The sequence below is a fragment of the Stenotrophomonas sp. Marseille-Q5258 genome (genome assembly GCF_946900935.1).
Lineage (GTDB): Bacteria > Pseudomonadota > Gammaproteobacteria > Xanthomonadales > Xanthomonadaceae > Stenotrophomonas > Stenotrophomonas nematodicola.
In genome coordinates, this window is record NZ_CAMPPN010000035.1 from 1 (window position 1) to 14789 (window position 14789).

At 68.1% G+C, this 14789-nt stretch carries 14 protein-coding genes; 8 read left to right on the forward strand and 6 right to left on the reverse strand.

Translation table 11 applies throughout. The annotated features are described in order from the left end of the window. Positions 1-192 precede the first annotated feature (192 nt). Together OC534_RS17585 and OC534_RS17590 are read right to left on the reverse strand one after the other, a co-directional pair. Complete coding sequence (locus OC534_RS17585; protein ID WP_017355356.1) at positions 193-816, reverse strand: rhomboid family intramembrane serine protease; 624 nt, start codon at positions 814-816, stop codon at positions 193-195. 8 nt (positions 817-824) lie between these two features. Then, entirely contained in the window at positions 825-2387 is a 1563-nt protein-coding gene (locus tag OC534_RS17590; protein ID WP_017355355.1) for an oligopeptide:H+ symporter, read from the reverse strand. Between the two features lie 219 nt (positions 2388-2606). Between OC534_RS17590 and OC534_RS17595 the strand changes: the two genes are divergently transcribed. Then, on the forward strand, positions 2607-3395 hold the full coding sequence (locus OC534_RS17595) for an endonuclease/exonuclease/phosphatase family protein (protein ID WP_262072285.1): 789 nt from the start codon (positions 2607-2609) through the stop codon (positions 3393-3395). A gap of 68 nt (positions 3396-3463) precedes the next feature. Here the strand turns inward: OC534_RS17595 and OC534_RS17600 are convergent, their stop codons facing one another. After that, complete coding sequence (locus tag OC534_RS17600) at positions 3464-4075, reverse strand: superoxide dismutase (protein WP_026070662.1); 612 nt, start codon at positions 4073-4075, stop codon at positions 3464-3466. A 233-nt stretch (positions 4076-4308) separates the two neighbouring features. Between OC534_RS17600 and OC534_RS17605 the strand changes: the two genes are divergently transcribed. Together OC534_RS17605 and OC534_RS17610 are read left to right on the forward strand one after the other, a co-directional pair. Next, positions 4309-4764, forward strand: a complete 456-nt coding sequence (locus OC534_RS17605; protein WP_017355352.1) for a ribonuclease domain-containing protein — start codon at positions 4309-4311, stop codon at positions 4762-4764. Then, positions 4761-5189, forward strand: coding sequence for a barstar family protein (locus OC534_RS17610; RefSeq protein WP_017355351.1), 429 nt, complete (start codon positions 4761-4763; stop codon positions 5187-5189). The genes OC534_RS17605 and OC534_RS17610 overlap by 4 nt, the downstream gene beginning before the upstream one ends. Positions 5190-5214: 25 nt before the next feature. On the opposite strand, the gene OC534_RS17615 is transcribed toward OC534_RS17610, so the two are convergent. Continuing rightward, complete coding sequence (locus tag OC534_RS17615) at positions 5215-6987, reverse strand: hypothetical protein (protein ID WP_262072287.1); 1773 nt, start codon at positions 6985-6987, stop codon at positions 5215-5217. A 9-nt stretch (positions 6988-6996) separates the two neighbouring features. Further along, a complete protein-coding gene (locus OC534_RS17620; protein WP_017357208.1) occupies positions 6997-7596 on the reverse strand; it encodes an NfuA family Fe-S biogenesis protein in 600 nt (199 codons plus the stop codon). Between the two features lie 90 nt (positions 7597-7686). Here OC534_RS17620 and OC534_RS17625 point away from each other — a divergent pair, with 90 nt between their 5' ends. From OC534_RS17625 to zupT, 3 genes are all read left to right on the forward strand, one after another. Continuing rightward, complete coding sequence (locus OC534_RS17625) at positions 7687-8028, forward strand: 4a-hydroxytetrahydrobiopterin dehydratase (RefSeq protein ID WP_017357207.1); 342 nt, start codon at positions 7687-7689, stop codon at positions 8026-8028. A gap of 4 nt (positions 8029-8032) precedes the next feature. Beyond that, entirely contained in the window at positions 8033-8449 is a 417-nt protein-coding gene (locus OC534_RS17630) for an energy transducer TonB (protein WP_017357206.1), read from the forward strand. Positions 8450-8593: 144 nt separating this feature from the next. Beyond that, complete coding sequence (gene zupT, locus OC534_RS17635) at positions 8594-9403, forward strand: zinc transporter ZupT (RefSeq protein ID WP_136003318.1); 810 nt, start codon at positions 8594-8596, stop codon at positions 9401-9403. Positions 9404-9505: 102 nt separating this feature from the next. Here zupT and OC534_RS17640 read toward each other — a convergent pair whose 3' ends face one another. Continuing rightward, positions 9506-10444 (reverse strand): RluA family pseudouridine synthase, encoded by a 939-nt coding sequence (locus tag OC534_RS17640; RefSeq protein WP_136003316.1) that lies wholly within the window; start codon positions 10442-10444, stop codon positions 9506-9508. Positions 10445-10886: 442 nt separating this feature from the next. Between OC534_RS17640 and rne the strand changes: the two genes are divergently transcribed. Continuing rightward, positions 10887-14267, forward strand: a complete 3381-nt coding sequence (gene rne, locus OC534_RS17645; RefSeq protein ID WP_262072289.1) for a ribonuclease E — start codon at positions 10887-10889, stop codon at positions 14265-14267. Positions 14268-14359: 92 nt separating this feature from the next. Continuing rightward, positions 14360-14776 carry a hypothetical protein gene (locus OC534_RS17650; RefSeq protein ID WP_262072290.1) on the forward strand — a complete coding sequence of 139 codons (417 nt, stop codon included), beginning with the start codon at positions 14360-14362 and terminating at the stop codon, positions 14774-14776. The last annotated feature ends 13 nt before the right edge of the window (positions 14777-14789 follow it).

Sequence of the window (14789 nt, forward strand, 5' to 3'; positions counted from 1 at the left end):
TACTCATCAGCACTTCGTTAAGTTCATCTATCAGTATGTATGTGATACGTTATTCTATTGTTTGTGTTTATCTTCTATGTTGATGTTCATTTTTTTTTTTTTTTTTTCTCTAGTCGCCGCCCCCGTAAGATATACAAAGGGGTTAGGGCGGCCGGCGTAGGTTGTTTAAAAGAGACGCCCCCGCCCCGCCGATCAGCCCAGCGGGCGGAACGAGGGGTTGCCCAGCTCGCGCAGGAAGTGGTTGAAGATGCTCGGCTGCATCATCAGCATGAACAGCACGCCGAATGCGGCACCGGCCAGGTGCGCGCTGTGGTTGATGCGGTCGCCGCCGCGGCGGTCCATCCAGATGCTGTAACCCACATAGAACACGGCGTAGATGATCGCCGGCGCCGGAATGAACAGCACGAAGATCACGCTCCACGGGCTGAGCAGGATGAAGGCGAACAGCACCGCCGACACCGCGCCCGATGCGCCCAGACTGAGGTAGTTCGGGTTCTTCTGGTTCTTCAGGTAGCTGGGCAGGATCGACACCACCAGCGCGCCAAGATAGAACGCCGGGTAGGTCAGGTAGCTGCCGGTGAGCTGCACCATCACCCCTTCAATCTGCCCGCCGAAGAAGAACAGCGTGATCATGTTGAAGGCCAGGTGGCCAAGATCGGCGTGGATGAACCCGTAGGTCACCAGCCGGTCGTACTGGCGGCGGCGGTCCACCGCCGGCGGCCAGAGAATCAGGCGGTCGGCCAGGGCGCGGTTCTTGAACGCCATCCACGACACGATGACGGTGATGGCGATCAACAGCAGGTTGACGGGGGTCATGGCGGGGCTCAGGCGATCCGGTAGTTGTCGACCATACGATAGCGTCGTGCATACCAACCGAAGGCCAACGCCGCCAGGAACGCGAAGCCGGCGAAGAAGAACATCAGGAAGGCCGCCTCGCTCAGGCCGGTACTGGCGATCTGGTGGGTCACCGTATCGTTGCGCACCGCCGCGTTGGACAGCAGCACCCACAGGTTGCCGATGGTGGTGGTCAGGTTCCAGAAGCTCATCACCACGCCCTTCATCGCCTGCGGCGCCTGGCTGTAGGCAAACTCCAGACCGGTTGCCGAGACCAGCACCTCACCGAAGGTCAGCAGCGCGTACGGCAGCATCTGCCAGAAGATGGACATGACGTTGCCGCCGTCCATCATCACCTGGATGCCACCGACCACAATCCAGGCCAGGCCGCTGAAGGCGATACCGGCGGTCATGCGGCGCAGCGCGGTCGGCTCGAAGCCGAAGCGGCGCAGCATCGGGTACAGCACCAGGTTGTTGAACGGAATCAGGATCATCACCAGCAGCGGGTTCAGGGCCTGCATCTGCGAGGCGGTGAACCACGACGGCATGGCCATCTGCTGGCCCTGCAGCACCCAGGTGGACGCCTTCTGGTCGAACAGCGAGAAGAACGGCGTGGTCAGCGCGAAGATCACCAGCACGCGCAGCACCGAGCGTACGCCTTCCACGGCTTCGGCCGGATGCACCGCCCGGGCCCGGTCGAGCTGGATCCAGGTTCCGCCCCCCACGCCGGCCAGCACCAGCACCAGCGCGATGCACAGGCAGATCACGATGCCCAGGCTGCCCACCAGCCCCATCGACGCCACCGCCAGCACGGCACCCAGGATGGCCAGGGTACGGCCCGGACGGCCCTTGCCCGGCACCTGCGCCGACAGCGCGGTCCGCACCACGTTGCCGAACGAATGCGGGTCTTTCGGCGGCAGCGGCACCAGTACGTAGCGCTTGCGGCCCATCCAGAACACGAAGGTGGCCACGAACATCAGGATGCCCGGGATGCCGAACGCCCACTGCGGGCCGAGGTTCTTCAGCGCCAGCGGAATCAGCAGCGAGGCGAACAGCGAACCGAAGTTGATGATCCAGTAGAACGCGTCGAAGACCAGCTTGGCCAGGTGCTTGTTGCTCTGGTCGAACTGGTCGCCCATGAACGAGGCCACCAGCGGCTTGATGCCGCCGGCGCCCAGCGCGATCAGGCCCAGACCGACGAAGAAGCCCTCGCGGCTGTTCTCGAACACCGCCAGGCAGGCGTGGCCGGCGCAGTAGATCAGGCTGAACCACAGGATGGTGTGGTACTTGCCGAAGAATCTGTCGGCCAGCCAACCGCCCAGCAGCGGGAAGAAGTACACGCCGATCATGAAGCTGTGCATGATGTCCTTGGCCTCGCCGGCCCGGCCATCGGCCGTGATCTCCTGCAGCAGCAGCGAGGTGATCAGGAACTGCACCAGGATGTTGCGCATCCCGTAGAAGCTGAAGCGTTCGCAGGCCTCATTGCCGATGATGTAGGGAATCTGGCGCGGCATCTTTCCCTTGCCAGCGCTGGCGGCTGCGATCGTGCTCATCCTATGGGGCTGTCCTGCGAATACGAAAGGGCGCGAGCTTACCGGAAGCCCCACACCTGCGCACGCTGCGGCCCTACATGACAGCGGCCGGCGAACATGGCAGGCCAATGGCGACAGACGCTGCCGGAAGTCACGAGGCGTCGACGGACAAAGCGTAAACTTATCGTTATGCGCATGACGTCGACTGCTGTGTTGGGACGCTGGCCAGGATGGGTCCTGTTGCTGGCGCTTGTCGTGTCCGCTCCTGCGGCCAGCGCGCGCCAGGCCGAGGGCACCCGCCCGCACCTTCTCAAGATCGCCACCCTGGAACTGCCGGTCGCCGACGACGGCCAGTGGCAGCAGCGCCGCGACCAGGTGCTGCAGTTGCTGGAATCCCTGCAGCCGGATGTGATCGCGGTGCAGCGGGTGCTGCAGAGCCAGGGCCGCAACCCGGCCTGCTGGCTGGCCACGCGCCTGCGCTACAGCTGCGACTTCGTCACCGCCGACCCGCCCAGCCAGGGCCTGCGCCACGGCAGCGCCATGCTTACCCGGCTGCCGGTCACCGAAGACGGCGTTACCCTGCTGCACCCGCCCGGCCAGTTCAGTGCGGCCGGCATGATGCGGGTCAAGGTGCAGGAGGAACTGGTCAACATCTACATTGCCCGGCTGCGTCCGGACCCGGACGGGCCGGACGTGCGCCGCCATCAGACCAGCGACCTGATGACCTGGATCGGCGCCACCTCCGATGGGCTGCCCTCGCTGATTGCCGGCGATTTTTCCGCCGAGGCCGGCGAGCTGGTCCGCAGCACGCCCGGCTTCCAGCCGGCGCGGAAGAACCCGGGCGAGCGTGTCGATCCGCCATCAATGGCCGGCGCGGCACGCGGCCACGGCCTGGACGTGTTGTTCCAGGTCAAGCACTTCGATGGCCTGCGCCAGGAAAACGTCAAGCTGCCGGCTGCCGAGGGCGAGACCGGCGCGCTGCGCCTGGGCGTGATGGCCACCCTGCGCCTGCAGGGCGAAACGCTGTAGCGCCTCCCGCTGAAACGACAACGGCCAGGCATTGCTGCCTGGCCGTTGCGTCATCCAATGCCCTGTGATCAGGCGATGGCGTCCTGGTAACGACGCTCGACTTCGTTCCAGTCGACGACGTTGAAGAACGCGCCGATGTATTCCGGGCGACGGTTCTGATACTTCAGGTAGTACGCGTGCTCCCACACATCCAGCGCCAGGATCGGCGTGTTGCCGTCCATCAGCGGGCTGTCCTGGTTGGCGCTGCTTTCAACCACGACCTTCTTGTCCGGGGTCACGCTCAGCCACGCCCAGCCGCTGCCGAAACGGGTCAGCGCAGCCTTGGTGAAAGCATCCTTGAACTTGTCGAAACCGCCCAGCTGGGACTCGATCGCCTTGGCGACGTCACCGACCGGCGCACCGCCGCCGTTCGGCGACATCACGGTCCAGAACAGCGAGTGGTTGGCGTGGCCGCCGCCGTTGTTGCGCACCGGGCCCTGCAGGTTTTCCGGCAGCGACTTGGTCTTCTTCACCAGCTCTTCGACCGGCAGGTCGGCGAACTCGGTGCCTTCCAGCGCCGCATTGACGTTGTTGATATAGGTCTGGTGGTGCTTGGTGTGGTGGATCTCCATCGTGGCCGCGTCGATATGCGGCTCGAGCGCGTCGTAGGCGTAGGACAGCTTGGGCAGGGTGTAGGCCATGTGGTTCTCCTGGTAGCTCACTCACCCGGCGAAGACCGGGCGTTGCGGTGTCGATGATGGGGATGGTCTGCGAGCATACCAAGGGGCATGTAAAGGATTCTTCGTCGCGCGCGGTGTGCCGCGTGATTGTTATGCAGCGGTGACGGCGCATCCCGCAGGCAGTACGCAGCGTCATCGGAGATGCAGGCCGATGGCGGTAGAGTACGCGTCACCTTTCCTGCCTTCCGCCCCTCATGCGCAAGCCCTTGCTGCTCCTGCTCGCCATTGTGCTGCTGATCGGCGGACTGGCCGCCATCAAGCTGGCCCAGCGTCCGCCACCGCCGCAGTTCGCCCCGTCGCTGACCCAGCCGGAGGCCGCGCCGGTACCGGCCGCCGCATCGACGCGACCCCGCGATGCGTTGCCGCCGTTCCTGCCACCCGAGGCGCGACGCACGCTCGCCCTGATCCAGCAGGGTGGCCCCTACCCGCACCGCCAGGACGGCAGTGTGTTCGGCAACCGCGAACAGCGCCTGCCGCAGCGCCCGCGCGGGTATTACCGCGAATACACCGTCGACACCCCGGGTGCCGGCAACCGGGGCGCGCGCCGCATCGTTACCGGCGGCAACCCGCCGACCGCGTGGTTCTATACCGACGACCACTATGAAACCTTCCGCAGTTTCGACGTACCACCGGCCGGGAGCTGGCAATGACACATGATGGATTCGAGCTGGGCCTGCACGACATCAACAATGCCGGCGTCTACGCCATCGGCAACGAAGACGTCGCCCCCCTCTCGGCCGCGATGCGCGATGCCGGCCTGCGCATCTGCCGGATCGACCTGGCCGGCTGCAGCGACAAGCGCACGCTGCTGATGCGGCTGGCCGCGCAGCTGGACTTCCCATCCGGCTTCGGCGGCAACTGGGATGCGCTCGCCGACAGCCTGCGTGATCTGCAGTGGCTGCCGGCCAACGGGTATGCGCTGTTCTTCAACGATGCCGACGACCTGCGCGCTGGCGCGTCGGCCGACTTCGACACGCTGCTGGACATTCTGGACGAGGCAAGCGCGCACTGGAGCGGGCAGAACGTGCCGTTCTGGGCCTTCGTGGCGCTGCAGGATGCCGCGGTGGAGCCGTAAGACAACTCCGTTGGGGCCGTTGGCCTCAACGGCTGCCGTTGTCTTCCTGCAGTTCCTTCTTGAACGGGATGTCCGGCGGCGGTCGCGCCACCGCCGGCTGGTCGTTCATGTTCGGATTGGTCAGGCCACAGCCGCCACCGAACTGCAGCATCGACACCACGCAGGAGATCTTGGTGCTGGTACCGGGAATCGGAATCTCCACCGCCTTGATGCCCTTGCGAACCCACTCGGCGAGCAGTGACTCGTTGGGCGCCCAGTACTTGTCGAACGAGGTCGGGGTGTAATCGTACGGCGGACGCTTCAGCCAGGTGCCCGACTGCGCGATGCGCTCGCGGCTCCAGCCATCTTTGTCACCGCCGGGCGCCCCCCGCTCATGGTCGCCCTTGCCGTCGTCGCCGGGCACGCGCACGCTGCCATCGGCATTGAACAGGCCGGTACCGGCCTGGTTGGCCTGCTGGGCGCCACGCCGCGCGCCATCGCGCGCCTGGGCGTCTGCACCCCAGTCATCGCCCCGCTGCGGCGTGGCCCAGCTGCCGGGCTGCGGCGCCAGCTGCGTACCCGCGCGCGAACTGGCCGGGGCCGACGCGGCCGGGCCATCGCGGACCGGCGCGGACGTGGTCGACGGGGACGACGTGGTCGCGGCACTGGTGCTGGTGCCGGCGGCAGCCACGGTCGGCGCGCTTGGCGCCGGCCGGGGGGCGGCATTGGGAATGCTGCGCTCCCGCACCTCGATTTCCGCTGCAGCGCCCCGCACGTTGACCTCGCGCTGAGGCACCGGGGCCATCGCCACCGGGGCGGTGGGCGCCGGCTGCACCTCGCGCTCGCGCACCTGCAGTTCGCGTTGCGGCACCGTGGCCTCCACCCGCGACTGCGGCATCTGCATCGGCACCGGGCGCTCGCTCATCAGCGTCACCTCGCGCTCGCGCACACTGACCTCCGGAGTGCGGTCACGCGGCGGCGTGGCAAGCGCCGGCAACGGGACGGCCGAACGCGCCACCGGCGTTTCCACCACCGCCACGGTGCGTTCGCGTACGGTTACGTCCTGCGGTTCGCGCGGCACCACGCGGACTTCGGTGCGCGGCACGCTCGGCGGCGGCACCACAAAATCGGTAGTGGCCTCCTGCACGACGGTGGCCTGCAGGGGTTGTTCGTTGGCCGGCGTCGCCTCGGCCGGGGGCGCCGGCTCGGCGGCCGCCGGTGGCGGCGCGCCGGCCGATGCACTGGCGTCGGTCGGCTCGGCCGCCGGGGACGGCGACAGCGTGGCGGCCTGCGCCGACGCCCCCGCTGCGGTGGCATCGATCTGCGTGGCCGGCGCATTGGCCGCCACGGCTTCGGCACTGGACGCGCCACCGCCATCCTCGGCCGGCGTGCCCTTGCCGACGAAGGCGACCTGGATACGGTTGCCTTCGCCACCCTCCTCCGGATCGACCGGGGTGCGCACCAGTGCCACCCACAGCAGCAGTACCGCAAACAGAACGTGCAGCAGCGCACTGATCAGCGCCGAGGTCCAGCGCATCCAGCGCTGGTCGCGGGGGGCCGGCTCCCAGGTCTGCCAGAACAGGCGGCGCACCGCCTGCACAAAGCCCAGCGCGGGCAGGCGACCGGTCGGCACAGGCGCGGGCCGCTGCAGCATCTCCGTCACGACGCCCGTGGCCCGTGGCGGGCGCGGCAGCGGCGTCAGCGCACGCAGCCACAGGCCCCAGCCATACGGCAGGCCCGTGGTTTTCTCCAGGATGCGTTCATCCGGCTGGCGTGCCAGCAACCAGTCGAGAATCTCGTCGGCTCGGCGCAAGGGCACGCAGTGCGGTCAGGCGGCCGTGCCGCGTGGAATGTACGGCGCGTCGCCACTCTCGTGGTCGGTCGCGTCGCGCACCGCGGTAATGCCGGGCACACGTCCCATCAGGGTCTTCTCGATCCCCTGCTTGAGCGTGACATCGGCCATCCCGCAGCCCTGGCAGCCGCCACCGAAGCGCAGCAGCACCACGCCATCGGAGGAGACTTCCTGCACGGCCACCTTGCCGCCGTGCGAGGCCAGCTGCGGGTTGACTTCGTTCTCCACCACCCAGCGCACGCGCTCGACCAGCGAGGCGGCATCGGTGGGCGCCTCGCCCTTGATCTTGGGCGCCTTGATGGTCAGCTGCTGGCTGCCGGCGGCGTTGGCGACGATGTCGATGTCGGCGCCGTCGAGCCAGGCCACACTGGCGGCATCGACGTACAGGGTGAACCCGTCGCAGTCCACCGCCCACTCGTCACCGAGCAGTTGGGTGGGTTCGGCGAATTCCAGCCGCGCGTCGGCGCGCGGCGTGCCGGCATCGACCGCGCTCAGGCGGACGCCCATGCCGGGCACGGCCTCACGCTCGATCAGCTTGCGGAAGTAGGACTGGGCAGTGTCGGATATCTGGATCATCAGGCTATTCTAGCCAATCGCTCGTTACGCGCTCATTCGGTTTATACACTGAACGGCGCATTGTTCAGACATCTAGATGTGGAGGATTGCATGGCCGACCTGATTCCCCTGGCGCAGGCCCATTGCGTGCCGCGCAAAGGCAGCGACCACAAGCTGGGCGCAGCCCGCGTGGCCGAGCTGCTGGCCCAGGTGCCCGGCTGGGAGCTGGCCGAACAGGGCCAGGCCCTGACCCGGACCTTCCGCTTCGATAATTACCACGGCACGATGGCGTTCGTGAATGCCTTGGCGTGGGTGGCCCACCGCGAGGACCACCACCCCGACCTGGGCGTGCATTACGACCGCGCCGTGGTGCGCTTCTCCACCCATGATGTGGGCGGACTGAGCGAAAACGACTTCATCTGCGCAGCGAAGGCTTCGGCCCTCACGGAGTGACCCCATGAAACTGTCATCCATTCTGTTGTCCAGCGTCGCCGTGGCCGCCCTGGCCGGCTGCAACAAGCCCGCCGAACCGGCCGCACCGGTTGCGCCGCCCACCGAGGTCGCGGCAGTGAAGACCCCGCCGCCGGAGTACCCGATCGAACTGGCCTGCCAGGGCATCGGCGGCACCAGCACCTTCAGGGTGGTGATTGGTGCCGACGGCGCCCCCGGCGAGGTGGCGCTGGTCACCGGCAGCGGCAACACCCAGCTCGACGAGCAGGCGAAGAAGGCGGTCCAGGCCTGGCAGTTCAAGGCCGCCACCCGTGCCGGCCAGCCGGTGTCCACCACGATCCAGGTGCCGATCAGCTTCAACCCACCGCAGCCCAAACCCGACCAGTGCTTCGCGATCGAAGAGCGGCTGCGTCAGGGCGGTTGACCGCCCCGTTCCTGCCCCCGGAAGCCAGCGCACGCCAGCTCCATCCCCCTGATCACGCACCGCCTGCCCCGCACGCCCTTTCCCCGGCGTGACGACTACAGGGGCGACGGCGCGTTGTTACCCGTGTAAAGGATGCGGTAGCGCATGCTGGATATTTCGAGCGACAACGTATGGATCGCCCTGCTGGTGACCCTGGCTGCCGGCCTGGCCACCGGCCTGGGCAGCCTGATGGTGCTGTTCTCGCAACGCCCCAATCCCCGTCTGCTGGCATTCGGGCTGGCCTTCGCGGGCGGGGCGATGGTGTTCGTGTCGCTGACCGAGATCCTCAACAAGGCCATCGATTCCTTCACCCTGGCCTACGACGCGCGGACCGGCTTCGCCTACGGCACGATGGCCTTCCTGGCCGGCGTGCTGCTGATCGTGCTGATCGACCATCTGATCCCGAACCCGCACGAAAGCCTGGACAAGCAGGACCCGCTGTTCCGCGACAACAACAAGGCCTATATCAAGCGGGTCGGCCTGCTGACCGCGATCGCGATCACTGCGCACAACTTCCCTGAAGGCCTGGCCACCTTTTTTGCCACTCTGGAAAGCCCGTCGGTGGGCATGCCGCTGGCCTTCGCCATCGCCATCCACAACATCCCCGAAGGCATCGCGATCGCCGTCCCGGTGTACTTCGCCACGCAGAACAAGGTCTACGCCTTCGGTGCCAGCCTGCTGTCCGGCCTGGCCGAACCGGTGGGGGCCGCGATTGGCTATTTCGCCCTGTCCGGCGTCCTCAACCACGCCACCTTCGGCTGGGTATTCGGCCTGATCTCCGGGGTGATGGTGTTCCTGGCGCTGGACGAACTGCTGCCGGCCGCCAAGCGCTACGCGAAGGGTCACGAAACGGTCTATGGCCTGGTGGCCGGCATGGGCAGCCTGGCCATCAGCCTGGTTCTCTTCAAATGGTAATGCCGTCCCGCAGCGCGTCATGCCGGCCGCTGGCCGGCTCCACGCGCTGCCGCATTCCGCGCGCACCCGGCCGCCCCTGACCGGGACGGCAACCACGCCCCATCAACGCAACCGGTTCAGCACCTCGGTCAACTCGTCGGCCAGCGGGGCGTTGAGCAGGTACGGGGTCTTGCCGTTGTCCAGCGCAAATTCCAGCGAGGCGGCGTGCAGGAACAGGCGCTTCAGCCCGATCTGCTCACGAAGCCGCTTGTTGACGTCCGGATCGCCGTACTTGTCGTCACCGGCCACCGGGTGGCCCAGATGCTGGGCATGCACGCGGATCTGGTGGGTGCGCCCGGTTTCGATGCGCACCTCACAGTACGAATGGCCGCCCTTGCGCTCCAGCACCTTGAAGTGGCTGATCGATTCCTTGCCGATCGGATTGACCTGCACATGCCGCTCGCCGCCCTGGCGCAGCCCCACGTGCAGCGGCGCGTCCACCGTCATCGTGCCATCCGGCATGCGCCCCACCAGCAGGGTCAGGTAGCGCTTGCGGATGCCCGCACCGTGGTCCTCCCGCAGCAGCGCCTGCAGTTCGCTCAGCGCCGACCGCTTCTTGGCCACGATCAGCAGCCCCGACGTGTCCCGGTCCAGCCGGTGCACCAGCTCCAGCGTCCTGCCCGGGCGCAGGGCGCGCAGGGTCTCGATCGCGCCGAAGCTGATCCCGCTGCCGCCGTGGCTGGCCACGCCCGACGGCTTGTTCAGCGCCAGCAGCCGCTCGTCCTCATAGACGATGGCGTCTTCCAGGCGCTTCATGAAAGCAGCGGGCGGGCCCGCCTTGTCTCCTTCCTCGGTGAGACGGACGGGCGGCACCCGCACCTCGTCGCCGGCCTCGAGCTTCCGCTCGGCCTTGGCGCGGCCGCCATTGACCCGGACCTGGCCGCTGCGCACCAGCTTGTAGATCAGGCTGCGCGGTGCACCCTTGAGCTGGCCGAGCAGGAAGTTGTCCAGGCGCTGCCCGGCGCGGTCGGCCGGGACAGAGATCATACGTACGCTGGTCATGGCTTCAGCGGCTTTGGGGGTGGGCTCGGTAACGGTCATTGGCCTTTTATTCTGTTACACTCGGCGGGCGAGATAAGGGATTGATTTCGTTGGAAGTTGCTCTGGGCCAGAAGCCCGACTTCCCGCGATTCCGGCACAGTGCGCAGCCACCGCCCCCGGGGCGGCCATGTTAGCGGCTCACCGGCGGTCCCGGCCATCGCCGGATGCCTGACACGCATCTGCGCTGAACATGTCCCTGTGGCGCTCCAGCCTGGCTGAAAGCTGCCTCCGGCCCAGAAACACCCAAACCAAAACAAATGAAGCGCTCCCGCGGCCTGCCGTGGTGTCGTAGCGCTGGAAACCCAAGCCGCCCTCCCCGCGCATGCGCGATGGGCGTCGAAGCGTGACCAGAAGCGAAACCCCATGGCGTTCCGCGCGGTAGCAGCGCGCGAGGAACGCAAGTATGAAGCGAATGCTGATCAATGCCACGCAGGCCGAAGAGCTGCGGGTAGCCATCGTGGATGGCCAGACGCTGTACGACATCGACATCGAACAGCCGTCCAAGGAACAGAAGAAGTCGAACATCTACAAGGGCCGTATCACGCGCCTTGAACCGTCGCTGGAAGCGGCCTTCGTCGAGTACGGCGCGGACCGTCACGGCTTCCTGCCGCTGAAGGAAATCTCCCGCGATTACTTCCAGGCGGGCGTGGACCACAACAAGGCCGGCATCCGCGAACTGCTGCGTGAAGGCCAGGAAGTGGTTGTCCAGGTGGACAAGGAAGAGCGTGGCAACAAGGGCGCCGCCCTGACCACGTTCATCTCCCTGGCCGGCCGCTACATGGTGCTGATGCCCAACTCGCCGAGCGCCGGTGGCGTCTCGCGCCGGATCGAAGGCGAAGACCGCGCCGCCCTGAAGGACGCGCTGGACAAGCTGAACATCCCCGACGACATGGGCGTGATCATCCGCACCGCCGGCGTCGGCCGCGATGCCGAAGAACTGCAGTGGGATCTGGACTACCTGCTCCAGGTCTGGAAGGCCATCGCCGAAGCGGCGCTGACCAAGCCGGCCCCGTTCCTGATCTACCAGGAGTCGCGCCTGATCGTGCGCGCCCTGCGCGACTACCTGCGCGCCGATGTCGGCGAGATCCTGGTGGACACCGAGGAGCTCTACGAGACCGCCCGCGAGTTCATGCAGCAGGTGATGCCGCAGACCCTGCGCAAGCTCAAGCATTACAAGGACGACATCCCGCTGTTCAACCGCTTCCAGATCGAATCGCAGATCGAAGGCGCGTATGAACGCAACGTGCGTCTGCCGTCGGGTGGCTCGATCGTGGTTGACCAGACCGAGGCCCTGACCGCCATCGACGTCAACTCCTCGCGCGCCACCAAGGGTAGCGACATCGAGGACACCGCGTTCCAGACCAACCTGGAAGCCGCCGAGGAAGTGGCCCGCCAGCTGCGCCTGCGCGACCTGGGTGGCCTGGTGGTCATCGACTTCATCGACATGGCCTCCAACAAGCACCAGCGCGAAGTCGAGAACCGCCTGCAGAACGCGCTCAAGTACGACCGTGCGCGCGTGCAGCTGGGCCGCATCTCGCGCTTCGGCCTGATGGAAATGAGCCGCCAGCGCCTGCGTCCGAGCCTGGGTGAATCCAGCCAGATCGTCTGCCCGCGCTGCGACGGCCACGGCCGCATGCGCAGCGTCGAATCGCTGTCGCTGTCGATCATCCGCGTTGCCGAAGAGCATGCGATGAAGGAGAACACCGGGCAGGTGCTGGTCCAGGCCCCGGTCGAGATCGCCAACTACCTGCTCAACGAGAAGCGCAGCGCGCTGCGTGAGATCGAACAGCGCCATGACGCGCCGATCGTGATCGTCGCTGACGAGCAGCTGCACACGCCGCACTACGAAGTGACCCGACTGCGCGAGAACGAGCTGGGCGAGGAAAGCGGCAAGCCGAGCTACCAGCGCGGCACCCCGCGCAAGCTGCCGGTGCATGCCCTGACCAAGGCGCAGCTCAACATCCCGGTCGCCCCCGTGGTGACCCAGGTCAAGCACAGCCAGCCGGCCCCGGTGCGCGAAGCGCCCGAACCGGTCGTCGCGCCGGCACCGGTCGCCCCGGCACCGGTCGCCGCCCCGGCGGCCACCGGCGTGGTCGGTTGGCTCAAGCGCATCTTCGGTGGCGAACCGGCTCCGGCCGCCGCCCCGCAGCCGGGCAACCGCCCGGCCCAGGAGGGCAACCGCGCCAACCGCACCAAGGACCGCAACGGCAAGGACCGCAACGGCCGTCGCGATGAGCGTGGCGAGCGCGGCGGCACTGGCGCCGCGAACGGCCAGGCCCAGGGGCGTGGCAAGGACCGTCGCGAGGACCGCGGCGAGCGCGGTGAGCGCGGCCCGAAGAACGAGCGCCGTGACGAGCGTCGCCAGGACGTGGCCCCGGCCGCCGGTGCTGCCGCGCAGGTCCAGGCTCCGGGCCAGGGCAAGCCGCGCGGTGAGCAGCAGCCCAAGCAGCCGCGCAACGAGCAGCAGCCCAAGCTGAAGCAGCCCAAGCAGCCGCAGCAGCCCAAGCCGCAGCAGGGCGAGGAGAAGGCAGCCCGTCAGCCGCAGACCGACGCACCGAAGCCGGGCAACACCGCCGCGCCGGTCGCCGATGCCGCCGTGGTGGCCGCCGCAGCCGTGACCGTGGCCGACGCCACCGTCGTGACCTCGCCGGTGCAGGACGCTGCGGCGCTGGCCGCCGCATCGGCGGCAACCGAGCAGGCACTGACTGCCGGCGATGCCGCAGAGCAGAACGATGCCGCCGGCAATGGCGATGATGCCAATGGCGAAGGCGGCTCGCGCCGTCGTCGCGGCCGTCGCGGTGGCCGTCGCCGCCGTCGTGGCAATGGCGAGCAGGCCGCAGGCAACGATGGCCTGAACGATGACGGCGGTCTGGACGACGACGGCGACGAGCAGGACGGCGAGCAGGACGGTACCGACGCCGCCCAGGCCGAGCGTCCGGTTGCCGCCAACGGCCAGCCGCAGCCGGAGTTCGACTTCGACGATGAAGCTGGCTCGGCGCCGAACGCTGCGGCACCGGTCCAGGCCCCGCGCCCGGCACCGGCCGCCGCTGCTGCACCGGCGCCCGTGCAGGCACCGGCACCGGTCGCTGCCGTCGCCGCTGCCGCGCCGGTTGCCGCGATCAGCAGCCCGGTGGTGACCGCCGGCCACACCGAAGCCGCTCCGGCCGAGGAAGCCGCGGCACCGTCCTACACGGATCGCGTGCCGTTCGTGGAATCGCCGACGCCGGCCCCGGCCGTGGTCGCCGCCTCCGCACCGGTTGAACCGGTCCGTGCCGACGCCCCGGTGGCCGACGCACCTGTCGCGCCGACGCCGGCCGCTGCTCCGGATCCGGTGGCGAACGCGCCGGTGGTTGAAGCGCCCGTCGTGACCCCGGTGGTTGCCGAGGCACCGGCCGTTGTCGCACCGGCCGCCGCGACCGTCGTCGAGGCACCGGTGGTCGTGGACACCCCGGTCGAAGCCGCACCGGCCGCGCCGGTCGTGGCCCGCAGCGAGACCGCCGAGACCGTCCGTCCGGTGCAGACCAGCATGCTGGATGCCGTGGATCCGGTGCCGGCGGCCGTCGAGAAGGTCGACGCCGCGCCGGTAACCCGCGTTGAACCGGCGCCGGTCGCACCGGTGGTGCAGAACGGCCAGCTGTTCGGCTCCGCCACCAGCGATGTCCCGGCCAGCACCGACGCGGCCGCACAGGCAGCGCAGGCCGAGGCCCGCGGCGACATCCCCACCGATGCCGCGCAGACCGATGCCGCCCCCCAGCAGGACCCGGAAAAGACCGACAAGGCCTGATCCCGATCCAGCGGCATGTGCAACAACAGACAGCGGCCTTCGGGCCGCTGTCTGCGTTTGGGGTCACCGCCGGCTGTGGCATGCTCGGGCCCATGCGCCGATCCGTTCCCCTGCCCGTCTGCGCGCTGCTGTTGGCCTTGTCCGCCTGCCAGCCCGCACCGTCACCGCTCAGCGATGCCGCCATTGCCGTACGCGATGCGCCGCCCGAGCACCACTTCCGCGGCACGCTTGGCGGCACACCGGTGGAGCTGCTCGTCCAGGACTGCAAGGTGTTCAAGGTCGTGCGCGGCACCGGCCAGACGCTGTCGCTGGTCGAGGTGCTGGCACCGGCGCCCTACCCGTTCTTCACCGCGTGCCAGCGTCAGTCGCTGCGCCAGGAAGACGATGCGGTGGTCGCCGTGCTGGGGCGCATGGCCCTGGGCGCCGGCGGCTGCTGCGCGACCGGCGGGACCTGGCGGACCCGCAATGGCCAGGCCTGGGAAAAGACCAGCGAACAGGCCGTCCCCTGAGCGCCTGCCACGC

Coding starts and splice junctions, on each gene's coding strand:
- OC534_RS17585 (WP_017355356.1), bottom strand. CDS start 816: ATGACCCCCGTCAACCTGCTGTTGATCGCCATCACCGTCATCGTGTCG.
- OC534_RS17590 (WP_017355355.1), bottom strand. CDS start 2,387: ATGAGCACGATCGCAGCCGCCAGCGCTGGCAAGGGAAAGATGCCGCGC.
- OC534_RS17600 (WP_026070662.1), bottom strand. CDS start 4,075: ATGGCCTACACCCTGCCCAAGCTGTCCTACGCCTACGACGCGCTCGAG.
- OC534_RS17605 (WP_017355352.1), top strand. CDS start 4,309: ATGCGCAAGCCCTTGCTGCTCCTGCTCGCCATTGTGCTGCTGATCGGC.
- OC534_RS17610 (WP_017355351.1), top strand. CDS start 4,761: ATGACACATGATGGATTCGAGCTGGGCCTGCACGACATCAACAATGCC.
- OC534_RS17620 (WP_017357208.1), bottom strand. CDS start 7,596: ATGATCCAGATATCCGACACTGCCCAGTCCTACTTCCGCAAGCTGATC.
- OC534_RS17625 (WP_017357207.1), top strand. CDS start 7,687: ATGGCCGACCTGATTCCCCTGGCGCAGGCCCATTGCGTGCCGCGCAAA.
- OC534_RS17630 (WP_017357206.1), top strand. CDS start 8,033: ATGAAACTGTCATCCATTCTGTTGTCCAGCGTCGCCGTGGCCGCCCTG.
- zupT (WP_136003318.1), top strand. CDS start 8,594: ATGCTGGATATTTCGAGCGACAACGTATGGATCGCCCTGCTGGTGACC.
- OC534_RS17640 (WP_136003316.1), bottom strand. CDS start 10,444: ATGACCAGCGTACGTATGATCTCTGTCCCGGCCGACCGCGCCGGGCAG.
- rne (WP_262072289.1), top strand. CDS start 10,887: ATGAAGCGAATGCTGATCAATGCCACGCAGGCCGAAGAGCTGCGGGTA.
- OC534_RS17650 (WP_262072290.1), top strand. CDS start 14,360: ATGCGCCGATCCGTTCCCCTGCCCGTCTGCGCGCTGCTGTTGGCCTTG.